Genomic DNA, 19,610 nt, shown 5'->3' on the forward strand with positions numbered 1-19,610 from the left:
GCTCACCTCAGTTCGAAGGTGGTCGCACCGATGCGCACGGGCATGCGCGGCGCGAGGATCGTGGGCGCGGTGATGCGCTGCTGGTTGACCACGGTTCCGTTCGTGCTGTGCAGGTCCTCGATGGCCCACTGGTGCGAGCGTTCGTCGGGATAGACGCGCGCATGGTGCGACGAGACGAATTCGTCGTCGAGCACGACGGTGTTCGAAGCCGCGCGTCCCAATGTGATGACGGATGAATTCAGCGGCACCGAGGTGCCGGCGAGCGGGCCGTCGATGATGACGAGCAGCGTCGGCTGCTTGTCCGCGGCCGTCGCCGGCATAGCGCCCGTCGCCGGATGGTTCGGCGTCGAGCTGGCGGGTGTGGCCGCGACCGGCGCATCGGCCTTCCTGCGGACCTCGCGTTCCTTTTTGCGGCGTGCGCGCGACTTGCGTGGGCTGTAGGAGGCCACGTCGCGGTACAGAGAGCGGGCGATGCTCCAGACGAACACCCACAGCAGGATGAGGAACGCGTATTTCAGTACCGCGAAGGTAAGTTCGGTAATCATAACGGCAATCGGTGTCCCGGTTTACTCCTGGTCCTGCGACGACGCCCAGTAGAGGATGCGCGTACGGCCGATCGTGATCGTGTTGCCGTCGAGCAGCGTGGCCGCCGGCACCTGATGGCCTTCGACGTAGGTGCCGTTCGTCGAGCCGAGGTCACGTGCGATGACGCCGTTGTCGGTGATGTCGATCTCCAGATGCTTGCGGGAGATGCCCGGGTCGTCGATGACGATGTCGCAGCCGGAGCCGCGTCCGATGATCGTCTTGCTCTTTGTGAGCAGATACTGGCTGTTGTTCACCTCGAGCATCGGGCAGTCCTCGGCCTGCGCGTCGGTCGTGACCGGGACGGCGTTGCCCTGCACGGATTCGCTCGTGAGCTTGAAATTGCCCTTCGACAGTTCGAGGTCCTCCTCGAACACGACGACGACGGGGCCTACGAACGCGTAATGCTGGCTCTTCGCGTACTTCGTGAGGTTGTCGGCGAGTTCGTTGGCGAGCGCCTCCGAACCCCACTGTTCGATGCGGTCGAAATCGGGGGTGCTCAGCTTGAAGCGATACTCGTTCGGCGCGACCGTGCGTTCGCGACCCACCGGCATGGCCGATTCGTCGATCTCGCGTTCGAGCGCGCTCGTCAGGTCGACGGGCTGCAGGTCCTTGGAGCCGAATTTCGCGAACACTCCGTTGACCGCGCCTTCCACGCTTTTCTCAAAACGGTCAAGAACGCTCATAGTAGTCCCTTTCTTGTTCCTGTCCCATCCTACGCTTGGTCGCGAACCGCGCCGGCTTCTGTCACTGCCGGGCGAATGCCTTCCGCGTCGGACGTCGCCGTGGACAGCACTGCATGACGCGCCGCGCACGTCATTCGCATATGACTCATGATATATGAATACGTCTGTTCCATCCTTTATACGGATACGCGATGACCGACGTCGCGCGCGGCGGCGACGGTCGCCGTGCGCGACGGCACGCGTTCAGCCAATGCGCAGGGTCGCGGTGCTAGCGTAATGCGGTATGACGCAAACCACTGTGCACACGAATGATCCCCGCTCCGTTGATTCCTCGATTCCCGACTACGCCGCCGCGAAGGCGCGCACGCTGCGCTTCAGCTGCGGCGCCCCGCGCAGCCCGCGCCTGCTCGGCGACGGCTCGCGCATGCTGTTCCTGCGTTCCGACGGCGCCGAGGACACGGCGACGTCGCTGTGGATGGGCGAGGCCGACGGCACCGAGACGCTGCTCGCCGATCCGCGCGCACTGCTCGCCGACGCCGACGCCGAGGACGTGCCCGCCGCCGAGCGCGCACGCCGCGAACGCGCGCGTGAAGGCGGCAGCGGCATCGTCTCCTATGCGGTCGACGCGGCCGGCCGAGTCGTCGTCTTCACGATCAACGACCAGCTGTTCGTCTCGACGATCGCCGACGATGTCGCCGAAGCCGAGACGACGGCGCTCGACGTACACGCCGCCGACGGCACTGGCGAACCGCTGCACCCGATCCTCAACCCGCGCGTGAGCCCCGACGGCACGCGCATCGCCTATTCGACCGGCGCGGCCGTCATCGTCGTCGACGCCGCAACCGGCGAGGCCGGCGTCGCCTACGCGGTGCCGCAGGACGAGCGCGCCGACGTGCGCGCCGGCATCGCCGAGTTCGCCGCCGCCGAGGAGATGGACCGCTACGACGGCTTCTGGTGGGGCCCCGATTCGCGCACGTTGCTCATCGAGCGCTTCGACTCGTCGCCGGAGCCGCTGTGGACGATCAGCGACCCCGCGCACCCGGACCGCCGCGGATTCGACCACCGCTATCCGCGCGCGCTCACGCACAACGCGATCGTCGAACTCTACGCCGTGCATCTGGGCGACGACCGCCTGAACGCGGAACGCACGGCGCTCGTCGACTGGGACAACGACACCTACGAATATCTGGCCGTCGTGCGTTGGGACACCGGGCATATGCCGCTGCTGCGCGTCCTCGATCGCCTCCAGCAGCACGAGCAGATCCTGCACATCGACGTACCGAAGGAGCAGGACTGGAAGCGCTACGCGCCCGTCGAGGACGGCGTCGTGCCGCTGATGCCGGTCACCGTGCTTGAAACGCACGCCAACGACCGGTGGATCGACCTCATCGGCGGCGCGCCCGCCTACACGCCGTCCGGCGCGCTCATCTGCTCGGTCAACGACATGGAGCACGACACAAACCGCCTGACCGTCGACGGCCGTCCGTTCACGCCGGTCGGCTGGCAGGTGCGCGAAGTGCTCGACGCCGACGACGAAACGGTCATGTGCGTCGTGCAGCGCACGCCCGAGCAGGCGCCCGACGTGCCGAAGCAGTGGGCGTCGACGGCCGACGACCACGATGCGCGCAGTTTCGACGTGGTCGCCTTCGACTATGACGGCGACGTGTATCCGGTCACCGACGAACCGGGCGTGTGGAGCGCGACGCGCGCCGGCGACGGCCTCGTCGTCACCGGTCGCGACATGGCCGATCCGCGCCTGCAGATGACGCACTACTATCGCGGCGAGGCCGTCGCCGTCGCCAACAACGCGGCGACGCCGGGACTCGACATCAACGTGCGCTTCGTGCGTCTCGGCGAACGCAGGTTGCACGCGGCGATCGTCGCGCCGACCGGCGTGAAATACGCGGACGTGCAGTCGCTGCCGGTGCTCATGCACCCCTACGGCGGCCCCGGTTTCCAGCAGGTCACGCTCAGCCAGTCCGCGTACTGGGACGCGCAGTGGTGGGCCGAACAGGGCTACCTCGTCGTCATCGCCGACGGCCGCGGTACGACCGGCCGCGGGCCGGCATGGGACCGCGAGGTGTACAAGGCGATGAAGCAGGTCACATTGGAGGACCAGGTCGACGCCGTGCACGCGCTCGACGACGCGGTGCGCCATATCAACGACGCGGCCGCCTACGGCAGGCACGCATCGGGCGCCCGCGCGCATGTGCTGCCGCGCCCGGAGCTCGACCGCGTCGCGATGATCGGATGGTCGTACGGCGGCTTCCTGTCCGCGCTTGCCGTGCTCGACGCGCCGGAGACCTTCGCGGCCGCGTGCGCCGGCGCCCCGCCGACCGACTGGATGCTGTACGACACCTGCTACACCGAGCGTTTCCTCGGACTCGACGAGGCCGACTACGTGCGCAACAGCATCATCGACGACGCGCCGGCGCTGCGACGCCCGCTGATGCTCATCCACGGCTTCGCCGACGACAACGTGACGATTGCGCATTCGCTGCGGCTGAGCCAGGCGCTGATGGCGGCCGGGCGCGACCACACGTTCCTGCCGCTGACCGGCATCACGCATATGACGAACGACCCGACCGTCGCGCGCAACCTGCTGCTGCTCCAGCGCGACTTCCTGGAGCGCGCGCTGAGGCGCTGAGCCCCGTCGCCGCGTTTCAACGCTTGGCGCCGTAGATGCCGGAGGCGATCTGGTCGGTGAAGACCTCGTTGACCTTCGGCCGCACGACCTTCATCGACGGCGTCAGGCACTTGTTCTCCTGCGTGAACGTGACCGGCAGCACGATGAACTTGCGCACCGATTCGGCGCGCGAGACCTCGGCGTTCGCACGGTCGACGTACTTCTGGATCTCGGCGGCGACCTCCGGCAGCCCGGCGGCCTGCTCGATCGTCAGGCCCGCCGGCAGCTTCTGCGTCGGCAGCCAGTTCTCCAGACCCTCCTGGTCGAGCGTGACGACGGCGCCGACGAAGGGGCGGTTGTCGCCGACGACGACGGCGTGCTCGACGATCGGACAGGTGGCGATCTCCTGCTCCATCGGGATCGGCGCGACGTTCTTGCCGCCGGCCGTGATGATGATGTCCTTCGCGCGGCCGGTCAATGTGATGTGGCCTTCGTCGTCGAGCGACGCCAGATCGCCGGTCTTCAGCCAGCCGTCGGCCGCGAAGGTCTCGGCCGTCTTCTCGGGGAGATTGTGGTAGCCGCGGAACACGTTCTGGCCCTTGACTTCGAGTTCGCCGGTCGCCGAGATGCGCACCGACGAGCCGGGCACCGGCTGGCCGACGGTGCCGATGACGTTGTCGTGCACACGCGTGAACGCGAAGGGCGCCGCCGTCTCGGTCAGGCCGTAGCCCTGGATCATCGTCAGGCCGATGCCGTTGAAGAACGTCGCCAGGCGACGGTCGAGCGGCGCGCCGCCGCACGCGAGGTACTTGATGCGCGGGCCGAAGGCGCCGCGGATCGAACTGTAGACGAGACGCTCGTAGAACGCATGCTCGGCGCGCTGCTTCGCGTCCGGGCGCTCGCCGCGCTGCTCCATCTCGCTCCATTCGCGCGCGAATTCGGCGGCCTTCGCGAAGATGCGGCCCTTGAAGCCGGTGCCGGCCTTGCGCGACGCCGCGTTGTAGACCTTCTCGAAGACGCGCGGCACCGAAAGCACGAAGGTCGGTTCGAAGGTCTGCATGTCGTGCGGCAGCGTCTTCGTGCTCGGCAGATAGCCGATGACGCCGGCATCGGAGGTGAACACGAAGTACTGGATGAATCGGGCGAAGCAGTGGGCGAGCGGCAGGAACAGCAGCAGGCGCGCGTTGCCCTCGAGCATCTCCGGGACGCATTCGGCGGCCGCACGTGTGATACTCACGAAGTTGCGGTGCGTCAGTTCGGCGCCTTTCGGCGCGCCGGTGGAACCCGACGTGTAGACGATCGTCGCCAGATCGTCGGCGCCGACGCCGGCGATGCGTTCGTCGAGCTCCTCGTCGGAGATCATGACGCCGAGCCCCTTGAGCGCGGCGATCGCGTTCGCGTCGAGCATCAGGATGCGTTCGAGCTTCGGGCAGTGGTCGAAGACGGAGTCGAGGCGGTCGAAGCGCTCCTGGTTGTCGGCGATCGCCAATTTCACGTCGGAGTCGTTGAGGATGCGTTCGGCCTGGATCGCCGAATCGGTGTCGTAGATCGGCACCGTCACGGCGCCGACGGCGGCGAGCGCGAAGTCGAGCAGACCCCATTCGACGCGCGTCGCCGAGAAGATCGTCACGGCGTCGCCCTTCGCGATGCCGAACTGGATCAGTCCCTTCGCGATCGCGCGCACCTCGTCGTTGAACTGGCCGGCGGTGAGCGTGCTCCACGAGCCGTCGGGCTCCTTGTTCTCTGTGAGCGGGGAATCGGCGCCGGAACGCTCGAGGCGGTCGGTCAGCAACGTGTAGATCGTTTCATTGTCGCGGACGGTGAGCGCATGGCCCGGCGTCGTGTACTCGGTGAGCATGGGAAATCCTTCGAATCCTTCGTAGCAGCCTTCGGAACGCGGCCGTCCGTGCGGCCGCCTCGGCTATCCTACGGTACCGTAGGGAATGTGCGCCTCGTATGAATCGACAACACACGCCGGCTGCGCTTTGTAGGGAACGCACAATCGGCGCCGCGCCGCGAAGCGCGCGGGCCGTTTAGGATGATCGGTATGGAAATTGCAATGGTCGACGAACGGCATGTGCAGCAGGCGATGGCGCAGACGGCGCTTCCCGCCATGGACACATGCGCGCATGAAGGATATCTGGAACCGGCGCAGACGGATTGGGCGGGGCGTCCGCTGCCGCGGCTGCGCACGCCCGGCAGACTGCACTACGTGTGCTACGACGTGGCCGAATTCCAGAAGCTCGGCATCCCGGGGGCGTCGCGCGATGACCACGGCGCCGTCGTGTTCTCGCACGGCTTCTCCGAGTTCGCGGCCAAATACGGCGAGCTCGTCTGGTACTTCCTGCTCGCCGGATTCTCGGTATGCGTGCTCGAGCACCGCGGCCATGGCTATTCGGCGCGCGACGTGACCGATGACGAGATCGTCTACATCGACGACTGGCGCCGCTACGCCGCCGATCTCGCGAAGTTCACGAAGGAGGTCGGCGGCGCCTACGCACACGGCGGAAGGCTCACGTTGTTCGCGCATTCGATGGGCGGCGGCATCGCCGCGGCGATGCTCGAACGCTATCCGAACATCGTGGACAGGGCCGTGCTGTCGTCGCCGATGATCAAGGCGAACACCGGCGCGCCGAACTGGCTCGCGGCCGCCGTCTGCGGTGCGGCGTGCGACCTCGGGCACGCGAAGTCGATGGCGCCGGGACAGCACAGGTTCACGCCAGTGATCGACTGGAAGGACGAGCAGGGGGCGTGCGCCGCGCGGATCGAATGGTTCAAGAAGCTGCGCATCGCGAACACGCACTACCAGACGACGGCGGCCGCGAACGAATGGGTACGTCAGGCTGTGCGCATCTCGCATGCGATCCTCGACCCTCACATGTGCGAGCGCATCGACGTGCCGGTGCTGCTGTTCCAGGCGGGCGCCGACCACTGGGTCAGCAATCCGGCGCAGGACGTCTTCGTGCAGCGCGTGGGACGCGACGGCGGCCGCATCAGCAAGGAACGCGTCGACGGGTCGGTCCATGAGATCTTCTCGATGCCGAACGCCGTCGTCGCGCCGTATCTGCAGCGGATCTTCCGTTGGCTGCAGTCGGAGGAGACGGTGACTGTGCTGCCGTAGCCTGCGCCCGCAGCGGACGGCGTTGCGCCGGCCATCGGTGCGTTAGAATCACCTCGGGAAAAGCGGCGCGCGCGCCGGCAGCACGGCCGCGCATAGGAGAAAAGCGGGGCGTATAGTGACGCGGAACGCACGCGGTGATCGGAACGGCTCCAACGGCTCCGGAGACTCCGACGGCGAGCTCGGCGGTGCGTCGACGCGGCAGCCGGCGGACGATACGCGCAGCGCGCAGGAGCAGGTGCAGGACCTGCTGAACCGGTCGGCGCATGAGGAACGCGCCGACGCGGCACAGACGCTCGCCGACGAGACGGTCGCCACGCAGTCGCTCGAGCAGACGCCGAAGCGGATGATGGTCGGCGTGATGTACACATTGCTCGGCGGCGCATTGTGGGGCATCAACGGATCGGTCTCGAAGATCCTGATGGAGGGATACCACATCGCGCCGCTGTGGCTCGCATGCGTCAGGGAGATCGTCGCCGGCCTCATCTTCCTCGGCTGCGCGGCGGTCGGTTCGCGGCATGCGCTCGCCGCGGCCGTGAAAAGCGTGCGCGAATACCCGATGTACCTGTTCACGGCGCTCACCTGCGTCACGCTCGTGCAGGTCGCGTATCTGTTCTCGATCCATTGGACGAACGCGGGCACGGCGACGGTGCTGCAGACGGTGAATCTGCTGATGGTGCTCGTCTACGTGTGCATACGCGGCAAACGCAAGCCGACCGTCAAGGAGATCGTCGGCGTCACGCTCGCGTTCTCCGGCGTATGGCTGCTCGCGACCGGCGGCAAGGTCAGTTCGCTCGCGCTGCCGCTGCCGGGACTGCTGTGGGGACTCGCGGACGCGTTCTCATGCGCGTGCCTCGCGATCATCCCGGTCATGCTCATCGCGAAGTACGGCAACTTCGTCGTCAACGGCATCACGTTCCTGCTGTCGGGGCTGCTGCTGACGCCCTTCGTGCAGCCGTGGAAGGACGTGCCGCGGCTCGACGTGCGCGGCTGGGGGCTGCTCGCGTTCACGATCGTCGTCGGCACCTTCGTCGCGTTCTGGCTGTACATGGCCGGCGTCGTGCGCATCGGTTCGATGCGCGCGACGATGCTCGGCACGATCGAGCCGGTCATGGCGACGATCACGGCCGTCATGTGGACCGGCGCCGTGTTCACCGGCACCGATCTGGTCGGTTTCGCGCTCATCATCGTGATGTCGTTCCTCGTGCAATGAACGCTGTGCGGTGAGGGTTGTGCAGTGAGGGTTGTGCAGTGAACGCTGTGCAGTGAGCGCGCGTCAGGCTGTGCCGGCTGCATAATCGGCCGTGGGCGCCGTGCGCGCGGCCATACAATCAGGAGTCGTTCGCGCATGTACGCAGAACGTACGGCGGCGGGAACGAGAAAGGATCGATTATGCTTTCGACGGCGCAGAATGTGGTCATGGTCGTGCTCAATGTGGTCGTGCTGATCGCGTTGCTTGTGTTCGGCGTGTTCGCCGTGTACAACAACCGGCCGAACTTCGAGCTGACGCCCGAGCATCTCTACGACCAGCAGAAGGGCCAGCAGTGGGGCATCTGGGTGTTCGTGTTCATCATCATCAGCTGGCTCGTGACGCTGCCGGGCGTGTTCTGGACGCTCGGCGACGGCTGGGTGCAGGCGCTGTGGTGGATCGAGCTCGCGTCGAACATCGCGTCGCTCGTGTGCTGCTGCGCGTCGATCTTCTACTATCATCGTCTCAACACGCGCCCGCACGACTGATGCGTTGACGCATCGCCATGCATCGGTGTTCGCGTGGAATACGCGGTAGCGTGGCATCGATGATTCAGCACGGATGACATGGCGTAGGTGACATACGACAGTGGCGGCCGGAACTCAGAGAGGTTCCGGCCGCCACTGTCGTTACTGGATGCGCTTATCGGACGCGTCTTGCTGATCGCGTCATGTGATCGCCTTCAGCGTCGGCGATGCCGTAGGCTACTCCTCGCGACGGCGTGCGCTCAGCGTGGCGACGCCGCCGACGAACGCGAGCGTGAACGCCGTGATGAGCACGGCGTCGGTGCTTGCGCCGGTGGCGGCGAGCTTGCTGCTGGCGGTGTCCGTGACCTGCGCCGACTGCGGCGCCCTTGGCCTGCTGGGCGTCATCCACGGCGGCCTTGGCGTCGTCGGCGTCCTTCTGGGCGCTGGCGACCGCGTCACCGGTCTTGGCGACGGTGTCCTTGGCGGCCGTGAGCGCCTGATTGCGCTTGGCGAGCTCGTCCTTGGCAGCCTGCAGATCGGTGACCGTCTGCTTGGCGTCCGCGAGCCTCGCGGCGGCCGCATCCGCCGCCTGCTGCGCCTGCGCCGCCTCGGCCGCCTTGTCGGCCGCCTGGGCGTGCGCGGCGTCGCTGGCCTGCTTCGCCGTGTTGTAGGCGGCCTGCGCCTTGTCCAGATTCGCCTTGGCGTTCTGCATCGCAGCGTACTTGCTCGCCGCGTCGTCTTTGGCGGTCTTGGCCGCGTCGGTGTTCTGGTTCGCTTGGTCGAGCGCCTTCGCGGCGTCGTCGGCCTTGCGCTGTGCGGCGGTGAATGCGACGTCGGTGATATCGTAGGCCTTCTGCGCGTCGGTGAGCGTCGCGGAGGCCTGCGCGTACTTGGCCGACTGGGCGTCCGCCTGCTGCTGCGCGGCCGTCTTGGCGCGCTGCGCGTCCTCATGCTTCGTCAGTGCGCTGTCGTAGGCCTGTTCGGCGTCCGACTGCGCGGTCTGCGCCGCCTTGAGGTCGTCGGCGGCCTGCCTGCTCGCCTGATTCGCCGCATCGGCCGCCTTGTTCGCGGTTTCCACGGCGGTCTGCGCGCTCGCGAGCACATCCTGCGCGTCCTTGAGCTTCTGCTGTGCGTTGCGGATTGGATCGACGTACTCCTGCAGTTCCTGCTGATAGACGTCCGCGTCGGTGGGCGTCGTGTCGTCGACGCCGTCGTAGCTGATGGCGTGGCTGCTGTTCTCCATCGCGGAGGTCGGTACATGGCCAGCTCCTGGGTACTGGCTCACGCCGATGCCGGTGGCGGTTGCATTGGGATCGGAGCAGCTGAGGTAGTAGCCGATGGTTTTGTAGAGCTTAGGGTATTTCTGGTAGATCTGGTACGGGCTCATGGAGGCGAGACCCGGATACTTGCCGCTGAGGAGGGCATCTTCGTAGATGGCCTTCTCTGCCGTCCACCACCCGGCAAGAGGATCGCGGTATCCCCATGCCAAGTTCTCGGACAGATGAAGGTTGCTTGGCAGCACCTGATTATGCTTCATGACAAGCTTCGTGCCTGCATTCGCCTGCACCATCGCCGCGGCCATCGCGGCGTCGGAGATCTGCAACGGTGCGAGTCCTTCGTCGGCCCGCAGCTGGTTGAGCTGTTGGATGAGCGCCACCGCCTGGAGCATGTTGTCGAGACTCGTGGCGTCCTTCGGGTTCCCTCTCTGCGTGTGCTGCAGCCACGATCCGCCATCGGGCGGTGCGATCTGTTCCGGGTCGTTCGGATTCTTGGTGCTCAGCGCCGGATCCGTCAGCACCTGCTGCGCGAGCGTCGCATTGCGGTGCTCGGACCAGCCGAGCGCGCCCTTCTGCTCCAGATTGGTGGCATCGGCCGCCGCCTGCGTCGCGTCGTCGATGGCCTTCTGCGCGGCTTCGAGCCGCTGTTGGGCCGCCACCTTGTCCTGCCGGCCTTGTCGGCGGCCACCTTCTGCTCGGCGTTCTGCTTCGCGGTCGTCGCCGCCGCGAGTTCGTCCGCCGTCGTGGATTCGTTGCGTTCGGCGTCGGCGAGCGCGGCGTTCGCCCGGTCAAGCTCCTGCCTGGCCGTATCCGCGTCATTGCGCGCGTTGCGCAGATCATCGCTGGCGTTCTGGTAGACGTCGTTCGCGTCGCTGAGCGCGGCGTTGGCCTGATCGGCCTGCGAACTCGCCGCCTGCGCTTGCTTGAGCGCCTCGTCGTATTTCGCGGCCGTATCGGCGGCGTCTTCGCGCGCCTGTTCGACCTTCGCCGGATCCTTGGCGTCGCCGGCGATTCGTTCCGCTTCGTCGAGCCGCTGCTGCGCGGCGTCGGTCTGCTGCTGGGCCGCAGCGGCCTGCTTGGCGGCGTCCGCGCTCGCATCCTTCGCCTCCGACGCGGTTGCCGCGGTGTGATCGGTGTCCTGCTCAAGCGCATTCATATCGGTGGTGTCCACCTGCTGCTGCAGACCGTCCACCTTCGTCTGCTGGTCGTTCACGGCGTTTTGGGCCTTCGCTTCGTCCGCCTTGGCGGTCGTTGCCGTGTTCTGTGCCTGCTTGAGCGCGTCCGCTTTCTGCGTCTGCGCATCCACGGCGTTCTGCAGATGCTGGGAGGCTTCGTCAAGCTTGGCGTTGGCTGTGTCGAGCGCATCCTGCGCCGCGGCCGTGTCCGGGTCGTTGGCGATTGCGTCGTCGACGGCCTGCTGCGCGTCCTGGACCGCCGCATTCGCCTGGTCGACTTCGCCGCTCGCGTCTGCGGCCGTGCTTTCGGCGTGCTTCTGCGCTTTCTGCGCTTGGGCCACGCCTTCCTTGGCGTCGTTGACGGCCGCCTGCGCCTGCTGCACCGCGCTTGCTGCCGTGTGCTGCTGCGGCTGCGCCGCCGGCTCGTCGGCGATGGCGACCATCGGTGCGCCGAGCGTGGCGACCGCGGCCATCGTGGCCACCGCCCCGTTCACCGCCTTCATCGTCGAGAACGGCCGGTTCTGCTCCTTGCCGCGCGGACGCGCGTGCTTTCCCTGTATCATGATGGACCCCCTTCAGTGGTCTGGTGGCGACTCACGTCGTCGCTGCTCTTCTCAGGCAGCATAATCCATCATAAAAGAAGAAAAAATAACACACGTGAGATTTGCAAAAATTACTTTCGGGCGACTATTATACGCGCTTCAATTGTTAATGCACTGATTTGTGTGAGATCGAGGGCGTCAATGTCCACATGGAACAACAGTGGTGTCATATGCGCGAAGGTGCGCAAGTCGTCAGGCGGCATCGTGAAGGTCCGCGAGACGGTGCTCGTCTCCAGAACGTCGAAATGTTCTCCGAACTGTTTGATTATTTGTTCGTTTGAATAATCGGTGTTGCGCAGCTGCTTGCGCGCGAGTTCGCGCAATTGTTCGTCGTGATGTACGCCGGGCACTGCTTTGATGACGATGGCGTCGTCCTTCATGACGCGGTGGAATTCCTCGGAATTCACCGGCGAAAAGATGTCGAGCATGCAGTCGATTGCGTGGCTGCGCACCGGCAGGTCGGCGAGGTTGCCGACGAACCATCTGACGGCCATGCTCGAATCCTCGCGTGCTGCTTGCTGGATCGAATCCTTCGAGATGTCGAAGGCGAGCAGATCGGCTTGCGGGTTCGCGCGCTGCACCGCGCGCGAGTAGAAGCCTTCGCCGCAGCCGACGTCCAGGATCGCGGGGCGCGCGTCGCCGTGCAGGCCGGCGAGGCCCATATCGGCGGGGACGCCGATATGCCGCTGGATGGCATCGAGCACGGCGTCGCAGATGTGGTCATAGTAACCGGCTTCGAGGATGCGTGCGCGGTTCGCGAACGATTCGCTGTTGTAGAACGGCGACTGCTTCGCGGCGGGCATGAGGTTGACATAACCCTGTTTCGCGATGTCAAAGGTATGGCGGTTGGCGCAGCGCAGGCTTGTGCCGTCCAGATGCAGCGTGTCGTGGCAGATCGGGCAGATAAAGTACCGTTCGCTGTCGCCGAAGCGCGCGATTCTCGCAGGATTCATGCCGCCATCGTAGCTGCGGAGGGCGTCAGGGGAGTGCCGGGCGTCATTGCAGGTCGGCGCGCTCCACGAGGCGTGCCATCTGGATGCGGCTCATGCACAGCCGGTCGCTTGCCGCCGACAGATGCGCTTTCGCCGTACGTTCCGAAATGAACATCCGCTGCGCGATCTGCGCGTTCGTCAATCCTTCGGCGGCGAGCATGACCGCTTCGCGTTCGCGTTCGGGCAGTGCGTCGAGCAGGTCGCGCGCCTGCTGTCGTCTGGCGTTCGGTTGCTGCAGATGCAGGTCGGCGATCAGCTGGCGTTCGCTTGCCGGATTGAACTGCGGCGCCCCGTCGCACACGCCGATGATGCGCCGGATGATGTCCTCCGGTGCATCGGTCTTCGAGATGAATCCCTCGGCGCCGGCCTCGACGGCGCGCTGCACCGTTTCGGTGGGACCGAGCGATGTCAGGATGAGCACATGCGGCGCATTGCCGCCATCGGCGCGGATCGCGCGCGTCAATGCGATGCCGTCCATGCTCGGCATCGCGATGTCCACAAGCACGACGTCGGGCATATGCGCCGTGATCTGTTCGAGGCATTCAGGGCCGGAGGTCGCGGTCGCGCAGACCTTCACCTGCTGCTGCGAATAATCGTTGAGGATGATGCGCATCGTCTGCCCGATCATCGGGTCGTCGTCGACGACGATGACCTCGATCGGTTTCGCGGCATGATCCTCCGTTGTAGTGTGCGCCATGTTCAGCCATCGTAATCGGCGGCGTCCCGTTCAGGGTCGGGCGGTCCACGGCAATGCGACGTCCACATGGAAGACATGATGGTCGTCGAAGCCGTAGCCGCAGTTGCCATGCAGCTGACGCACCCGTGCCGCAAGGCCGGTCAGTCCTTCGCCGTCACGGGCGGCATTGGCGCCGCGACGGCCGTCGGCACGGTGCTCTCCGGCATGGTGCTCCGGCGTTGTTGCGTCATGCGCGGCCGGAGCGGCCGCCGGATGCATTGTCTCCGTCGGAGATATCGGTGTCGAAGGCATCGGAGCGGACATCATCGATGTTGCGGATGACGTCGACGTTATGGATGACGGTGGCGTCGCGAGAGCCCGCGGCGGCACCTCGTTGCTCATGTGAATGTGGACTCCCTGCTTCGGCGACGCGTCCACCTGCAGGGCGACGGCCGTGCCGGCAGCGTGCCGCCTTGCGTTCGTCAGTGCCTCCTGCACGACGCGATAGGCGAGTTTCGAGACCTCGTCGTCCAGTGAACTCAGGTCGCGGATGTCGATCCACGAATCGATGCGCATGCCCGCTGCCCGTGAATCGTCGATCAGTTGATTGAGCGAGGTCCTCGTGAGCGACGTCTCGTAGGAAGGGGCGAACAGCGCGGCGGCCTGTTCGGGATGACGGAGCGTGTCGATGATCGTATGCGCTTCGTCGAGCGCTCCAGCCGCCTGCTTGCGGATGTCTCCCGCGGTCACGGCGATCGCATGCGCATCCTGCAGCACTGACGGCGGAGGATTGAGCTGTTCGACGCCCTGCTGCAGATGAGTCACGGTCGCCTGCAATGCGCTCGCGTTCAATGCGAGCAGCGACAGCGAATGGGCAAGCGTGTCATGCGCCTCGGCGGCGAGTGCGTCGGCGAACTGCTGGGAATCAAGGTTCTGCCGGAGCATCACGACGGTGTTCTGCGCGGCGTCCGCCTTGGCCTCCGCCGAGGTCGTGATGGCGCGTTGGCGTATATGCAGGCCGATGAGGACGCTCAATGCGACGCCGATGCCAGCGAAGACGCTCGCCGTCAGCATGATGACCGGACGGCCGACGAATAGCTCCGGCGTCGTGCCGTACTGGCTTCCGGTCCCGTTCCTCGTGAATATCGCCTGCCACAGCGACGCGTCCGGTCTGCGCAGCACGTCGCGCAGCTGACACCAGACGGTCACGGCGGCTGCGGCGGGCGTCGCACACCAGCCCAGCCGTTTGGAATTGCGCCGCGCGAGCAGTGATGTCAGCGCCATCAACGTCATCAATGCGTCGAAAGGAAACAGACACGTGCAGGCGCACGCCAGCCAGAACGTCATCGCCGGATGGTTCGAGCGCAGGAGCAGCAGCAAGCCGGAGGGCAGCGCCAGCAGCGTGCAGATGATGCACCACACGTAGTAGAAGGTGTTCGGAGTGCTGTCGACGCCGGCGAGGGCAGCCTGCATGAGGTTCGCGAAGCTGGCGAACGCCACCATCAGGATCGTGCACCATACGCGCGTGCGGACTGGGACGTCCATCGAGTCGATGGCGTCTGTGTGCCGGACGTCCGTATGTGCTGCCTGATCAAACATGCCACCATTATGGCCTTTGCCGTCATTGCGCGCCATTGGTCGGAGGGTCATATCCAGCTGGCTTGTGATGCCCGATGGGGCGAAGCGACATGCCCGTTCGTCCACTGTCGCGACGGGCCGTTCCTTCCTACAGTCGATAGCAGCACACATGCGATGCAAGGTGTGGCGAACGCGAAATACGCGGGAAGACAGGAAGGGAAACCATCATGACTACGGAACCCAAGAACGCTCGTCCGCCGCAACAGCCGACGAAGATGTCGGTATGCGGCATCATCGGTCTGGTGCTCGGCGTGCTGTCGATCGTGCTCAGCTTCATCCCGATCGTCAACAACGCGGCGGCCGTGCTCGGCGTCGTCGGCGCGGTGCTGGGCATCATCGCGATCGTCGGCACCTTCCGTGGCAAGAAGTCCGGCAAGGCGATCGCGATCGTCGGCACCGTGCTGTCGGTGCTCGCCGTCATCATCACGCTGAGCCTGCAGGCGTCGTTCAGCAAGGCGATCGACGACGCGACCGGCTCGTCGTCCGCCTCCACCTCGGCCTCGAGCGGCTCGAATACAGCGGATGCGAAGCAGTCGAAGCAGGACAAGGAAGGCGACCTCGACGACATGCATGTCAGCATCGTCTCCGCCGTGAAATCGGACAACGATTTCGAAGGTAAGCCGACCGTGCTCGTGACCTATGAGTGGAAGAACAACACCGACAAGAACAGCTCGTTCATGGCGCTCGCCAACGCCCAGGCCTTCCAGAACGGACAGGAGCTGGATACGGCCACCTACGGCATCGGCGCGGAACCGGCCGGATATGACGCGACTTCGCTGGTCGCGGACGTCCAGCCGGGTGCGAGCGGCAAGACGACGATCGGCTACGTGCTCAAGGACGATTCGCCGGTCACCGTCGACGTCACCGATCTTTTCTCGCTCAACGACGACAAGATGGTCGAGCATAAGTTCGATCTGTGACGGAAAACGGGCAACAGCCGCCACCGTGTCGATGCGCGGCTGTTGTGACGGGCGCCGACCGTGGCGTATCCACCTCCGGGCGGATCCGCCGCGGCGTCTTTTTGTTGCCAAAATGTTGTCAAACCGACGTTCCGCGCGGCGGTGGCCTCGTTTGTCATGTGCTGACTCCGCTGCTGGATTGTTCTCAAATCGTTATCACAAGGCCCTTTTTCGACAAAGCAAAACGGCTGATTCCGTTGGGAATCAGCCGTTTCTTGCTAGTGCGAGCGGCGGGACTTGAACCCGCACGAGCATACGCTCACTGCCACCTGAAGACAGCGCGTCTACCATTCCGCCACGCTCGCAGACAAACATCGAATTTACACCATGCGTCGCATGTGTGCAACTCGGCGTGTTGCGAGTGCGGTGTAGCGTCGCGCGCCGTTCTAATCCTTGCGGGTCAGCGTATCGAGACGGTCATTGAGCTGGGCGAGCGTCGTCTGTCCCAGCTGTGCTTCGAGCGCGTGCTGTGCGGCGTCGAGTTCGCCGTCGAGCAATGTGTGGATGTTGCGTCCCACCGGGCATTGCGGGTTGGGATTGTCATGGAAGCCGAACAGCTTCCGATCCGGTCCCTCAATTGCGCGGTAGACGTCCAGCAATGTGATCGACGTCAGCGGCCGTGCGATGTGTGCGCCGCCGACGCCGGCGTCGACGGTGGCAAGGCCGGCGTCCTTGAGCTTGCCGATGATCTGACGGATGATCACCGGGTTGACGTTGACGCTGTCGGCGATGAACGACGACGTCACCTTGTTCGTGGCGCCGAAATGCGCGATGCACAGCATGACGTGCACGGCGATCGGGAATCGTGACGATATGCGCATACCGTTTCCCTTTCCCTTCATGGCGGCTTCCTTTCTTTGTGTCCTTCGTGTCCTGAACCACGGCTGCCGGTGGGCGAGGGCGGGCGCATGCGCCACGGTTGCGTCCACCGTACGCGACGTCAACCGCTCTCCGGCAACCGTTGCGGCGCTTGGCGACGCGCCGACGGTTGTTGTAACAGTTGACATTACATCACAACGGTGCTTTACTGTCAATCAACAGGTTGTAACAAACAAAATTACAACCAGAAACGCAGACGCAGCAATGCAGGAAGGACATCATCATGGCACAGAAGATTGCGGTCATCGCGGCGAACGGCAGGGAAGGACGTCTGATCGTCGAGGAGGCCGTCAACCGCGGTCTCGACGTGACGGCCATCGTGCGCGGCGAGAACAAGACGGTTGCGCCGCACGCCATCATCAAGGACGCCTTTGATCTGACGAAGGACGATCCCAAGGGATTCGACGTCGTCGTCAACGCCTTCGGCACATGGACGCCGGAGACCTTCGACGAACTGCCGCGTGAGGTCGCGCATGTCGCCGATCTGCTCGCCGGCACCGATACGCGCTTCATCGTCGTCGGCGGCGCAGGCAGCCTGCTCGTCGAATCCGACGGCAAGAAGATCGCGCTCGAGGACACGCCGGACTTCCCAGATGCGTTCAAGGGCGTCTCCGCCGCGCATGGCAAGGCGCTCGCCGATTTGCGTACACGCGACGACGTCGAGTGGACCTATGTGAGCCCGGCCGCCAACTTCGTCGCCGACGGTCCGCGCACCGGTGAATACCAGCTCGCCGGCGACGACCTCACGCTGAACTCCAACGGTGAGAGCGAGATCAGCTACGCCGACTATGCGATCGGCATCGTCGACGAAATCGTCACCGACCATCCGCACATCCGCGAGCGCATCTCCCTCGTGAGCAAGTAACGAACAATGGGCGGCGGGATTATTGCCGCCAGCAATGCGCTGCCGCGCGTCCCGTTCCATCGACGATGTCGATGAGTCGGGACGCGCGGCAGCGCTTTTGCGTCCCGTTTCGTCGGTCGGGTCGATGACTTGTCCCGCAAAGGGGCGGGGCGTGCGTTCCCGTCTGTCGCTCGGCTGCTTATGGGCGTGCCGCTCCCGTTATCCGCGCGATCCGTTCGCGTAGAAGCGGGCGAGCGTCTCGTCGCGGAACTCGTCGAAGTATCCGCCGTCGATCGACGCGCGGATGTCGTCGAGCAGATGCACGAAGAAGTATTCGTTGTGGATCGTCGCGAGCGTGAAGCCGTTCATCTCGTGCGCGCGCAGCAGGTGGTCGACGTAGGCGCGCGAGTAGTGGGTGCATGTGTAGCAGCCGCAGCCCTCCTCGAGCGGGCCGAAGTCGTGCTTGTACTGTGCGCGCTTGATGTTGTAGCGGCCGTCGCGCGTGAAGATCGCGCCGTTGCGGCCGCAGCGCGCCGGCGCGACGCAGTCGAAGGTGTCGCCGCCGTTCTCGACGCATGCGAAGATGTCGTCCACCGCGGCGATGCCGAGCACGTGGCGCGGACGGCTTTCCGGCATCTCATCGCAGATCCACGCGCAGATGTTGCCGATGATGCGCTTCTCCATCGCGCCGCCGATGCCGACGCCGTCGAAGTCGAGCGACGCGATCTGCTGCGCCGCGTGACGCCGCAGATCCTCGTAGTTTGCGCCCTGCACGACGCCGTAGAGCGCCTGATACGGCTTGCCGACGCGCTCCGCCGTGAGCCGTTCGTGCTCGGCGACGCAGCGCTGCGCCCAACGGTAGGTACGTTCGACCGAATTCTCCTGATAGCGGCGTGTGTTCATCAGCGTCGTCAGCTCGTCGAACGCGAACATGATGTCGGCGCCGATCTTGTGCTGGATGTTCATCGATATCTCCGCCGAGAAGCGGTGCAGTGAACCGTTGAGCGGCGATTTGAAGGTCACGCCGTCCTCGTCGACGAAGGCCATGCGTTCCTTGCCTTCGGCGATGACGTCGTCCGATTTCATGCCTTTCACGTCCATCGCGAGCGTCTTCTTGAATCCGGCGCCGAGCGAGAGCACCTGGAAGCCGCCGGAATCGGTGAAGGTGGGGCCGTTCCAGTTCATGAACTTCGCAAGTCCCCCCGCCTCGTCGAGCACGTCCTCGCCGGGGCGCTCATACAGATGGAACGCGTTCGACAGCAGGCACTGCGCGCCGAGCTGCACCATCGATTCGGGAAGCACGGCCTTCATCGCGCCCTGCGTGGCGACCGGCACGAAGGCCGGCGTCCTGATGTCGCCGTGCGGTGTGTGCAGGATGCCAGTGCGTCCGTAGCGTGCGCCGCCCTTGCCTTTGCCGTCCGAGCTGTCCGGCAGCCGTGTGATCTGCTCGAAGTGGAAGGCGCTGCGGTCGCCCGGCTTGCCCGCCTCGGCGCCGCGCGGATGCTCGACGAGCTGCGGTGCCGGCGCGCTTGTGATGGTCGTGTCTGATGGAATGCTCGTGCTGGTCATGTGTGCAATTCTAGGGCCTGCGGTTGTCCATCGGCATGGGTCGTGCGCTTGCCGCTGTCTCGGTTCGTCATCCGCCATGCCGTCGCTCCGCCTTGGGGATTGTGTGATGAACCGCATTGCTGTCATTGGCGGAGGCTCATGGCCGGCGGCCATCTGCTTGGTCTGGCCTCGCCCCAATGTCGCCGATGACGTCGCGTATCGCCCCACATCGTCGATTTCGTCTGCATCATCGCTGCTGCCGTTCGATGGTGATGTGCCGTACGGAACCCTG

General features: G+C 65.2%; 15 protein-coding genes and 1 tRNA gene. 6 read left to right on the forward strand and 10 right to left on the reverse strand.

The features are described from left to right. Positions 1-2: 2 nt before the first annotated feature. A complete protein-coding gene (locus BcFMB_RS02825) occupies positions 3-545 on the reverse strand; it encodes an FHA domain-containing protein FhaB/FipA (RefSeq protein WP_029675320.1) in 543 nt (180 codons plus the stop codon). 21 nt (positions 546-566) lie between these two features. Further along, on the reverse strand, positions 567-1,268 hold the full coding sequence (locus BcFMB_RS02830) for an FhaA domain-containing protein (RefSeq protein WP_024540459.1): 702 nt from the start codon (positions 1,266-1,268) through the stop codon (positions 567-569). 283 nt (positions 1,269-1,551) lie between these two features. Here BcFMB_RS02830 and BcFMB_RS02835 point away from each other — a divergent pair, with 283 nt between their 5' ends. Beyond that, positions 1,552-3,915, forward strand: a complete 2,364-nt coding sequence (locus BcFMB_RS02835; RefSeq protein ID WP_099720995.1) for a prolyl oligopeptidase family serine peptidase — start codon at positions 1,552-1,554, stop codon at positions 3,913-3,915. Positions 3,916-3,931: 16 nt separating this feature from the next. Here BcFMB_RS02835 and BcFMB_RS02840 read toward each other — a convergent pair whose 3' ends face one another. Then, positions 3,932-5,752 carry an AMP-dependent synthetase/ligase gene (locus tag BcFMB_RS02840; RefSeq protein WP_024540461.1) on the reverse strand — a complete coding sequence of 607 codons (1,821 nt, stop codon included), beginning with the start codon at positions 5,750-5,752 and terminating at the stop codon, positions 3,932-3,934. Positions 5,753-5,941: 189 nt separating this feature from the next. On the opposite strand from BcFMB_RS02840, the gene BcFMB_RS02845 reads away from it, so the two are divergent. From BcFMB_RS02845 to BcFMB_RS02855, 3 genes are all read left to right on the forward strand, one after another. Beyond that, entirely contained in the window at positions 5,942-7,015 is a 1,074-nt protein-coding gene (locus tag BcFMB_RS02845) for an alpha/beta fold hydrolase (RefSeq protein ID WP_024540462.1), read from the forward strand. A gap of 343 nt (positions 7,016-7,358) precedes the next feature. Then, positions 7,359-8,225, forward strand: a complete 867-nt coding sequence (locus BcFMB_RS02850) for a DMT family transporter (protein WP_198405451.1) — start codon at positions 7,359-7,361, stop codon at positions 8,223-8,225. A 179-nt stretch (positions 8,226-8,404) separates the two neighbouring features. Continuing rightward, on the forward strand, positions 8,405-8,749 hold the full coding sequence (locus BcFMB_RS02855; RefSeq protein WP_024540464.1) for a hypothetical protein: 345 nt from the start codon (positions 8,405-8,407) through the stop codon (positions 8,747-8,749). Positions 8,750-8,903: 154 nt separating this feature from the next. Here the strand turns inward: BcFMB_RS02855 and BcFMB_RS02860 are convergent, their stop codons facing one another. The 4 genes from BcFMB_RS02860 to BcFMB_RS02875 all read right to left on the reverse strand — a co-directional run bounded on the left by BcFMB_RS02860 (position 8,904) and on the right by BcFMB_RS02875 (position 14,995). Next, positions 8,904-10,664 carry a hypothetical protein gene (locus tag BcFMB_RS02860; RefSeq protein WP_099720997.1) on the reverse strand — a complete coding sequence of 587 codons (1,761 nt, stop codon included), beginning with the start codon at positions 10,662-10,664 and terminating at the stop codon, positions 8,904-8,906. Between the two features lie 1,189 nt (positions 10,665-11,853). Continuing rightward, positions 11,854-12,735, reverse strand: a complete 882-nt coding sequence (locus BcFMB_RS02865; protein WP_099720998.1) for a putative RNA methyltransferase — start codon at positions 12,733-12,735, stop codon at positions 11,854-11,856. 43 nt (positions 12,736-12,778) lie between these two features. Beyond that, positions 12,779-13,471 carry a response regulator transcription factor gene (locus BcFMB_RS02870; protein ID WP_029675321.1) on the reverse strand — a complete coding sequence of 231 codons (693 nt, stop codon included), beginning with the start codon at positions 13,469-13,471 and terminating at the stop codon, positions 12,779-12,781. 30 nt (positions 13,472-13,501) lie between these two features. Next, positions 13,502-14,995 (reverse strand): sensor histidine kinase, encoded by a 1,494-nt coding sequence (locus BcFMB_RS02875; protein WP_198405439.1) that lies wholly within the window; start codon positions 14,993-14,995, stop codon positions 13,502-13,504. 260 nt (positions 14,996-15,255) lie between these two features. Here BcFMB_RS02875 and BcFMB_RS02880 point away from each other — a divergent pair, with 260 nt between their 5' ends. Then, positions 15,256-16,008: a DUF5067 domain-containing protein gene (locus BcFMB_RS02880; protein ID WP_099721000.1), complete on the forward strand. Its 753-nt coding sequence runs from the start codon at positions 15,256-15,258 to the stop codon at positions 16,006-16,008. Positions 16,009-16,269: 261 nt separating this feature from the next. Here the strand turns inward: BcFMB_RS02880 and BcFMB_RS02885 are convergent. After that, positions 16,270-16,352: transfer RNA gene (locus BcFMB_RS02885), tRNA-Leu, on the reverse strand. Between the two features lie 81 nt (positions 16,353-16,433). Next, positions 16,434-16,889 carry an Rrf2 family transcriptional regulator gene (locus BcFMB_RS02890; RefSeq protein ID WP_232513862.1) on the reverse strand — a complete coding sequence of 152 codons (456 nt, stop codon included), beginning with the start codon at positions 16,887-16,889 and terminating at the stop codon, positions 16,434-16,436. Between the two features lie 260 nt (positions 16,890-17,149). On the opposite strand from BcFMB_RS02890, the gene BcFMB_RS02895 reads away from it, so the two are divergent. Next, positions 17,150-17,791, forward strand: a complete 642-nt coding sequence (locus BcFMB_RS02895) for an NAD(P)-dependent oxidoreductase (RefSeq protein ID WP_024540472.1) — start codon at positions 17,150-17,152, stop codon at positions 17,789-17,791. 198 nt (positions 17,792-17,989) lie between these two features. Here BcFMB_RS02895 and tgt read toward each other — a convergent pair whose 3' ends face one another. Next, positions 17,990-19,339: a tRNA guanosine(34) transglycosylase Tgt gene (gene tgt, locus BcFMB_RS02900; RefSeq protein WP_024541510.1), complete on the reverse strand. Its 1,350-nt coding sequence runs from the start codon at positions 19,337-19,339 to the stop codon at positions 17,990-17,992. Positions 19,340-19,610: the final 271 nt, after the last annotated feature.

Origin of the sequence: Bifidobacterium choerinum (genome assembly GCF_002761235.1) — a bacterium.
Classification (GTDB): domain Bacteria; phylum Actinomycetota; class Actinomycetes; order Actinomycetales; family Bifidobacteriaceae; genus Bifidobacterium; species Bifidobacterium choerinum.